The organism is Kitasatospora sp. NPDC001225 (assembly GCF_053597855.1).
This window is the reverse complement of record NZ_JBSFJC010000225.1, coordinates 1-8,332: the sequence shown is the minus strand read 5'-3', so window position 1 is coordinate 8,332 and position 8,332 is coordinate 1. Positions and strand designations below refer to the sequence as shown.

The window sequence follows — 8,332 nt, the reverse complement described above, 5'->3', positions numbered from 1 at the left end:
GCCGCGCCGACGGCGAGCACCGTCGGGACGGCGGCCGGCACCTGGGCGCAGTCGCAGCCGTCGTTGCCGACGGCCGCGACCACCAGGACCCCGCTCTGGTCGCACAGCCGCAGCGCCCGTTCCAGCATGGGGTCCGGCTGGGCGTCCCCGCCGGGGTCGCCACCGCTGATGTTGATGATCTGCGCCCCCTCCTGCACGGCGCGTTCGACGGCCCGGGCCAGGTCGAGCTGGGGCACCCGGCCCGCGCCCGCGTCCGTGAAGACCGGCAGGATCAGCCCGCGGCAGTGCGGGGCGATCCCGGGCAGCGGGCTGTCGGGCCCGCCGAAGAGCAGGCTCGCGACGTGGGTGCCGTGCAGTGACATCGGCCCGGTGCCGGCCGGTTCGGAGACGAGCGTGTCCAGCCGGGTGAGGTCGGCGCCGTCGAAGCAGGGGTGCGAGAGGTCGACGGGGCCGTCCAGGACGGCGATGCACACGGCCGGGTCGCCGAGGAGTGCTTCCTCGGGGGCGCGGACGTCGCCCAGGACCGATCTGGCCTTCATGCGGCATCGCCTTTCCCGTGTCGGGCGGGGGCACCGGGTGCGCCCCGCCGGGCGGTGTGTACGCCGCGGCCGGACGGTTCGCACCGCGCTGGGCGGTGGTCGCCGGTCGCCCTGCTGCGAAGGCCCCGCTGCAGGTGGTGCCAGTCAACGGGCCGATCGTCGCGGGCGTGTGCCGGGGGCCGTCGCGAACGGCGGGCGGGCGGCGTCGCGGGCGCGTCGCGTCCGCGTGCCGGAACCGGTGCGGCCGTCCCGCCCGCTACCGGCCGGTGGCGGTACGCACGGTGACCGCCGTCCGGGCCGCGGACCGGAGCGGGTGCCCGCGGTGAACCGGGGCCCCTTCAACACCCGTTCGGTGGCGGCCCATTGGAGTGTCGGACGGCCGGCGGCGGGGCGCGGCCGTGACGGTCGGCGACGGTGGCCGTGACGCCCGGGCGGCGTCAGCGTGACGCCGCCGCAACGTCCGTGCGACGCGGGCGCGACGGTGATCCGGGGCCGGACGGACACGACCGTGACGGGCCGGGGCCGCAACCGTGGCTCGCCCGAACGGGTGCGGGTGACGGCGTGACGCGACAGAGTGGGGGTGTGTTGTGGGACGGTCCGCGCATCGAACTGCTGCGGGGTTTCGAGGCCACCGGTGAGGGACACCGCATCGCCCTCCCGGTGAGTGCGCAGCACCTGCTGGCCTTCCTCGCCCTGCACGACGGCGGTGTGCCGCGCGGCGCGGTCGCCGAACGGCTCTGGCCGGACTGCACCCAGCGCCGCGCGGCCGCGAACCTGCGCACCGCCCTCTACCACGCGAGGCTGCGCGGCCGGGCGATCCCGGTGGAGAGCCCGGGGCAGTGGCTGCGCCTCGCGCCGGCGGTCCAGGTGGACCTGCGGTACGCGCGCCGCTCGGCACGCCAGGTCGTGGCCGGGCTGGACCGGTTGCCGGTCAGCTGCGACGCCATCGTGGACGACCTCGCCGCCGAGCTGCTGCCGGGCTGGGAGGAGGAGTGGCTGACCCTGGAGCGCGAGCGCTGGGACCAGCTGCGGCTGTACGCCCTGGAGGGCCTGGCCCACCAACTCTGCGACGCGGAGCGCTACTTGTCGGCGCTCCAGACCGCGTTGGCGGCGATCGCCATCGACCCCGTCCGGGAGACGGCCCACCGGATCGTGGTCGAGGTGCACCTCGCCGAGGGGAACCTGGCCAGTGCGCTGCGCTCCTACCAGCACTACCGCTCGTTCCTCCAGCGGGAGTTGAACGTCGCCCCGTCGCCGAAGATGACCGGCCTGGTGCGCAACCTCCAGCGGATGTGACGGCCCGGCGCGGCGCGCGGGTCGCTACAGCCCGCGCAGCACGGAGAGCAGCAGGTCGATCTCCTCCGGGGAGTTGTAGACGTGCAGGCTGACCCGCACCGAGCTCTCGCTCTCGCCGGCCCGCGCCTGGCAGTGGCCGTCGGCGCGCACCATCAGGCCGTGGCTGGCGAGGATGAAGCCCAGGTCGTTGGAGCCGATGCCGCGGTGCCGGAAGGTGACGATGCCCTCGCGCCGCTGGACCTCGGAGTCGGCGGCCAGGCTCCGCTGGCAGCCGAGGACCTCGTACGGGGCCAGGGTCCGCAGCCCGTCGGTGAGCCGGGCGGCCAGCGCGCTGTTCCACCGTCGGATGCGGTCCGGCCCGGCGGCGTCGAGCCAGTCCAGGGCGGCTTCCAGGCTGGCGATCCCGGCGGTGTTGGGTGTGCCGGCCCAGCCGCCGGGGGTGAAGGCCGGGCCCCGGGTGTTGCGGGCCCACACCGCGCCGGTGCCGGGCAGGGCCAGCGCCTTGTGCCCGGAGAAGACCACGAAGTCGACGTCCAGGGTGCCGACGTCCACCGGCAGGTGGCCGACGCTCTGCGCGGCGTCCAGGCAGATCGGCACCTCGGGCCCGACCGCGGCCCGGATGCGGTGGACGTTCATGTCGGCGCCGTACACGTGGTGCACGTGGGTGGCGGCGACGAATGCCGTGCGTTCGGTGACGAGCCGGGCCAGCGCCCGGTGGTCGTAGTCCTGCGAGGCCGGGTCGTACGGCAGTTCGCGCACGGTGACGCGCACGCCCCGGTCGGCCAGCAGCTGTCGGGCCTCCAGCCAGGGCAGCGCGTTGGCCTCGTGGTCGGCGAAGGGCACGATGATCTCGTCGCCGTCCCGCAGGTGGTGGGGGAGCCAGTCCCGGGCCACCGCGCGCAGCCCCTCGGTCGCCCCGCTGACGAAGTGGACGCCGGAGCGCTGCCGGGGGGCCGGGTCGCCGAGGAAGCGGGCGACCCGGGTGCGGGTGCGGTCGACCAGCGCGGTGGTGGCGTTGGCCCAGGTGTAGGTGCCGCGGCCGGCGTTGGCGTTGGCGGTGGTCAGGTAGCGCTGGACGGTGTCGAGCACCGCCCGGGGCTTCTGCGAGGTGGCCGCGCTGTCCAGGTACGCCTGGTCGGGGTGGCCGGTGACGATGGGGAACTGGTCACGCAACGCGCGGTGCCAGTCGTGGAGTTCGCCGAGGGTTTCGTCGGGGGTGGTCATGGCCGGCCCCGCTCAGTCCCGGACCAGCGGCGCGCCCGCGTCGCGCCAGGCGATGACGCCGCCGGCCAGGCTGCGCGCGTCCAGGTGTCCCATCCGGGTGAGCAGCGCCGCGTAGACGGCCGACTTCTCGCCGACCGGGCAGGCCAGCAGCACCGGCTGCCGGGTGCCGAACGGCAGCCCGCCGTGCAGGAGTTCGTCGAACAGCTCGTCGACGATGTTGACCGAGCCCTCGATGTGCAGCGCCGCGTACGCGGCCGGTCCGCGCAGGTCGACCACCAGCGGCCGCTCCTCGGCGATCCACTTCCGGGCGGCGTCGACCTCGACGACCCGGGCGGCGGCCAGTTCGGCCGGCGTCACGGTGGCCACCGTGTTCGGCCGGGCGGGCTGGTTGAACAGTTCGGGCCGCCGTTTGCGGATGTAGCTCAGGTAGCTCTCCACCCGGTCGCAGACGATGAACACGGCGGTGCGCCGCTCGCCCGAGCCACGCTGTGTCAACTCCTCGTCCACGGAACGGAGGTGGCGCAGCGCGCCGAAGAAGGCGCCGCCGCCGGTCGGGCCGGCCGGCAGGCCGCAGCGGCGCACCAGGGTGAGCATGCCGTCGATGGCCTGGTCGGCGGTCACCGTCGCGATGGTGTCGTAGGTGGCGGGGTCGAACAGCCCGACCTCGTGCACCTCGTCGATGGTGCGGATGCCCGGGATGAAGTCGGACTTGTGGGCGACCAGTCCGAGCACGTCGACGGCCGGGTCGTGGGCGCGCAGCACGGCCGCCACGCCGGTGGAGGAGCCGGCGGTGCCGACGCAGGCGATGAAGTGGTCCGGGGCGCGGCCGTCGAGGTCCCGGACGATCTCGGGGCCGGTGCCGGTGAGGTGGGCGTCGAGGTTGAGCCGGCTGTAGTACTGGTCGGTGTGCAGGTAGCCGGACTCCGCCTCGGAGAGCATCCGGTGGATGCGGGTGAGCGGGTCGTCGGTGTCGGTCGGGTCGAGGCACTCGGTGCGGCCGGGCAGCTCCTCGATCTCCGCGCCGAGCAGCAGGAGCAGGTCCTTGATCTCGGGGACCCGCATCCGGTTGGTGACGCTCTTGAACGGCAGTCCGTGCAGGCCGGCGATCAGCGCGAGCGCCTTGGCGGTGTTGCCGCTCGACAGTTCCACGACGGTGTCGCCGCGCTCGACGGCGCCGGGGATCGCCTCGCGGGTCATGTTCCAGGCGGCGCGGTCCTTGACCGAGCCGAAGGGGTTGAGCAGTTCCAGCTTGGCGTACAGGTCGATGTGCCGCAGGCCGGTGACCGCCGGGTCGATCCGGACCAGCGGGGTGTTGCCTATGGCGTCGGTGATGCTGTCGTACCTCATGCGTGTCCGTCCCCCCGGTGTTCCGCGCCCGCCGTCACGTCGACGGGCCAGTACTGCTCGTCCAGGCGCCACCGCCAGGCGCCGTCCTGCCGGTACGCGGCGACCTTGCGCGCGACGGGCTGGCGCAGCGCCGAGCCGGCGCTGAAGTCCATCAGGTAGCCCGCGGTGTTGGCGAAGGCGAGCAGGTCGCCGGGGGCGGGGAGGCGGGGCAGGAAGACCGTCCGGCGGGTGATCAGGTCGGTCTCCAGGCAGAGGTTGCCGATCAGGTACACCCCGACCGGGCCGTCCGGCGAGTCCGGGCCCTCCGAGCCGTCCGGCGCGGTCGGGGCGCCGGGGCGCGGGACCAGCAGCGGGTCCATCAGCACCCCGTGCTCCTCCAGGCCCACGTCCCGCGCGTTCATCTCCAGCCGTACCAGGCGCTCGCCGGCCGGGGTCTGCCGGACCTCCAGGACGCGGGCGAGCGTCGCCCCGCACTGGTCGGCCAGTGCCCGGCCGGGCTCCACCGCCAGGTCGTAGAGGTTCTCCAGCAGCAGCGTGCCGAGCGGCCGGCCGAGCGTGGGCGCCGGGGTCGAGAGCAGCTCGTCCAGGTAGGCCTCGGCGGCCACCGGGCGGTGCGCCGGGTAGAGGCCGAGGGCTCCGCGCAGCCGGCCGGACTCGGCGCGCAGCCCGTAGCCGTGGCCCTGCCAGGTGAGGGCGGGGCGCCGGCCGAGGACGGCGTCGGTCAGCTCGCTGGTGTACCGCTCCCACTGGGCGGCGTCCGCCAGGTAGCTGACGCCGAACCCGCCGCCGATGTCGATGGTGCGGGGGTTCAGGCCCCGGCGCCGGCACTCGTTCAGCACCGTGACGCAGGTCTCCAGGGCGACGGCCTTCTCCGGCACGCCGGTGGTGTCCAGGTGGTAGGCGACCCCGGTCGTCTCGACGGCGTCCCGGTGGCGCTCCAACGCGTCGAGCAGGCCGTCGAGTTCGGCGACGTCGGTGCCGAACCGGCTCGGCCGGGTGAGCACTGTGGTGCCCGGCGCCCGGAAGCCCGACAGCCGCGGCATGACGGGCACCGGGGGCAGGGCGTGCGCGCGTACGAGGCCGGCCAGGGCGTCGAGTTCGGCGCGGGAGTCCAGGTGGACGGTGGCGCCGGTGCGGGCCGCCAGCCAGAGGTACTCGCGGTTCTTGGGGCCGGTCGCCATGATCCGCTCGGGCGGGCAGCCGGCCCCGAGCACGTGCTGGAGTTCGGCGAGCGAGGCGACGTCCAGTCCGGCGTCGGTGGCGGCGAGCCGGCGGACCAGGGCGCTGGAGCGGTTCGCCTTGTGGGCGAAGTGGATCCGGCCGGTGAGGCGGTGCTTGCGGTAGACGGCCCGGAAGCGTGCCAGGTTGTCCGCGATCTGCTCGGGCAGGAGCAGGTTGAGGGGGGAGCCCAGCGCGTCGGTCAGGGTGTGCAGGAGGTCGCGTTCCGCCAGGAGGGACCGGAGCGGGGGCTCCAACCGTGGTTCGAGATACAGCGGTGAGGACCGCATGCGAAACCAGCTCTCCGTGAGAAGTCGGCGTGAGGCGTGCGCGGCAGGGACGTCGGCGACCGAGGGAAACGGTAACTGTTTCCCTGGGTGATCAACAGGGCGCTTTCTGTCACGCCCTCGCAAAGACTGTGCCCATGCGGAACCCGGCTTCCCGCATGGGCACTTGGGGCGGGGTCAGCGCAGGGCCACCAGGACGGAGCTGGTGCCGTACTGCCACACCGGTCCGGCCTGGCGGAAGCCGGCCTCCCGCAGCAGCTCGCCGTGCCGGGCGGCCGACAGGCCGTTGCCGGGGCCGTCGGTCGGGGGCAGCTGCCGCTCTCGGGCCGTCAGCAGGTCGGCGAACTCGGGGACCCGCCCGGCCGCGGCCCACCACTGGGACCAGTCCTCGGCGGCGCCGGTGCCCTTGCGCTGGGCGCGGCGGCGGCCGATCGCGAGGGCGAGTTCGGCGAGCGGCGGCTCCTCGGGGATGAGGTGGTCGCCGTTGACCAGGACGCCGCCGGGCCGCAGCGCGCCGGCGAGGTCGCGGTAGATCCCGAGCAGGGCGTCCGGCGGCGGGTAGTGCAGCGCGGTGGTGGACACCACGGCGTCCAGCGGGCGGTCGAGGGCGAGGTCCCCGATCCAGCCGGGGCGGCCGATCAGAGTCTCGACCCAGCGCGCCACCCGGGGGTGCCGGGCGCGGCCGAGGGCGAGCAGCAGCGGGTCGATGTCGACCGCGATGATCTCGGCGTGCGGCAGGCGGGCCGCGACCCGCGCCGACAGTGAGCCGGGGCCGCTGCCGAGGTCCGCGACGAGCGGCCGCGCGCGGTGGCCGACGGTCTGTTCCAGCACGTCGGCGATGACGGTGAACCGCTCCTCGCGCTCCACCGCGTACCGCTCCTGCTGGCGCTCCCAGCGGTCCACCCAGGTCCCGGCCAGAGCGGCGTCCACTCGCATCCCGACTCCCGCCGTGTCCGTGCGCATTCGAGGCTTCGCCTTCCGCCCATGTTTGTCATGTTCACCAGGCTCCGCAACCGGTCCGGCGCGGGCCCGGCGGATCGTGCCCGGCCAGCGAAACGATATCCGTTTTCATGTGAAGGTTTCCACCCGGTGCGCCCGCAGGATGCTCGCAGGACCGCCACGGCGCGGGCCGCTGCTGTTCCGCCGGAGTTCAACCGGGCGCACCTGACGGCGCCCGGTCAACCCCCTAGGTTCCCTGGGGAACCGCGAGAAGGAGCCATGACGGAAAACCAACCTGCCGTACGCGCACGGGCACTGACGAAGTGTTTCGGCGACGTCGTCGCGCTCGACGCCGTCGGACTGGAGCTCGCGCCCGGGCGGATCCACGGACTGGCCGGGCCGAACGGCGCCGGGAAGACCACGCTGCTCGGGCTGCTGCTCGGACTGGCCGCCGCCGACGAGGGCGACCTGGAGGTGCTGGGCAGACCGGTCGGCCGGGCCCGGCCCGCGCCGCCCGGGGTGGCCGGCTTCGTGGACGGGCCCGGGCTCTACCCGTCGCTGACCGCACGGCGGAACCTGGCCGCGCTGGCGACGCTGCGCGGGCAGGACGGCCGGGCCGGGCGGATCGACGAGGTGCTGGCCGAGGTCGGGCTGAGCGACGTCGCCGACGACCGGGTGCGGGGCTTCTCGCTCGGCATGCGGCAGCGCCTCGGACTGGCCGCGGCGCTGCTCACCGAACCCCGGCTGCTGGTGCTCGACGAGCCGTCCAACGGCCTGGACCCGGCGGGCAAGCAGCACGTGCACGGGGCGCTGCGCCGGCTCGCCGCCGACGGCGTGACCGTGGTGCTCTCCAGCCACCGGATGGACGACCTGGAGGCGCTCTGCGACGAGGTCACCATCCTGGCGACCGGACGGGTCCGCTTCTCCGGCCCGCTCGGCGAGCTGGCCGCGGACGACCGCGCGCTCGACCACCGGCTGCTCACCTCCGATCCGGCCGCCGCCCGGCGGGTGGCCGCCCGGGTCGCCGGGGTGCGGGTCGCGGCGGAGGCCGGGACGGGACGCACGGCCGGGGCGCTGATGGTGCGCGCGCCGGGCCCGGCCGTCGAGGAGCTGGTGGCGGCGCTGGTGCGGGCGGAGGTCCGGGTGCGCGAGGTCGCCCCGGTGGTGCCGCCCCTGGAGGCGGCGTTCCTCGCCCTGACCGAGCAACAGGAGGACGGACGATGAGCGAGCGCGGCGAGGGAGTCATCGAGCGGGGCGGGCGCACGAGCACGGTCACGGCCGGACGCGCGGCGGCCGCCGCCGGGGTCGCCCCCGGGGCGCGCCCGGTGCCGGTGGGCCGGGTGTACCGCTTCGAGCTGGTCAAGCTGCTCTCGCAGTGGCGGATCAGGCTGCTGGTGCTGGCCTGCTGGCCGGCCCGCCGCCCTCCTCGCTCGGCCTGTACGGCGGCCTGACGGGCGTCGCCCAGCTGCTGCTGGAGGCCGG

The 8,332-nt window shown here is 74.9% G+C and carries 7 protein-coding genes and 1 pseudogene; 3 read left to right on the top strand and 5 right to left on the bottom strand.

The features are described from left to right. Positions 1-539 (bottom strand): S8 family serine peptidase (locus tag ACWDCZ_RS37685; RefSeq protein ID WP_449818282.1); only part of this gene is annotated, 539 nt, incomplete at its 3' end. Between the two features lie 561 nt (positions 540-1,100). Here ACWDCZ_RS37685 and ACWDCZ_RS37680 point away from each other — a divergent pair. Continuing rightward, entirely contained in the window at positions 1,101-1,835 is a 735-nt protein-coding gene (locus ACWDCZ_RS37680) for an AfsR/SARP family transcriptional regulator (protein ID WP_449818281.1), read from the top strand. A gap of 24 nt (positions 1,836-1,859) precedes the next feature. Here ACWDCZ_RS37680 and ACWDCZ_RS37675 read toward each other — a convergent pair whose 3' ends face one another. The 4 genes from ACWDCZ_RS37675 to ACWDCZ_RS37660 form a co-directional block, all read right to left on the bottom strand. Next, positions 1,860-3,059: an aminotransferase class V-fold PLP-dependent enzyme gene (locus ACWDCZ_RS37675; RefSeq protein WP_449818280.1), complete on the bottom strand. Its 1,200-nt coding sequence runs from the start codon at positions 3,057-3,059 to the stop codon at positions 1,860-1,862. A 12-nt stretch (positions 3,060-3,071) separates the two neighbouring features. Beyond that, positions 3,072-4,406: a pyridoxal-phosphate dependent enzyme gene (locus tag ACWDCZ_RS37670; RefSeq protein WP_380738265.1), complete on the bottom strand. Its 1,335-nt coding sequence runs from the start codon at positions 4,404-4,406 to the stop codon at positions 3,072-3,074. Then, positions 4,403-5,914 (bottom strand): Y4yA family PLP-dependent enzyme, encoded by a 1,512-nt coding sequence (locus ACWDCZ_RS37665; protein ID WP_449818279.1) that lies wholly within the window; start codon positions 5,912-5,914, stop codon positions 4,403-4,405. Before ACWDCZ_RS37665 ends, ACWDCZ_RS37670 begins: the two co-directional genes overlap by 4 nt. A gap of 174 nt (positions 5,915-6,088) precedes the next feature. Further along, complete coding sequence (locus ACWDCZ_RS37660; RefSeq protein WP_049656014.1) at positions 6,089-6,847, bottom strand: class I SAM-dependent methyltransferase; 759 nt, start codon at positions 6,845-6,847, stop codon at positions 6,089-6,091. A 282-nt stretch (positions 6,848-7,129) separates the two neighbouring features. On the opposite strand from ACWDCZ_RS37660, the gene ACWDCZ_RS37655 reads away from it, so the two are divergent. Continuing rightward, positions 7,130-8,074, top strand: a complete 945-nt coding sequence (locus ACWDCZ_RS37655; protein ID WP_449818278.1) for an ABC transporter ATP-binding protein — start codon at positions 7,130-7,132, stop codon at positions 8,072-8,074. Further along, positions 8,071-8,265, top strand: a pseudogene (locus ACWDCZ_RS37650) (hypothetical protein); the annotation flags it as partial. The gene ACWDCZ_RS37655 and the pseudogene ACWDCZ_RS37650, both read left to right, overlap by 4 nt. Between the last annotated feature and the right edge of the window lie 67 nt (positions 8,266-8,332).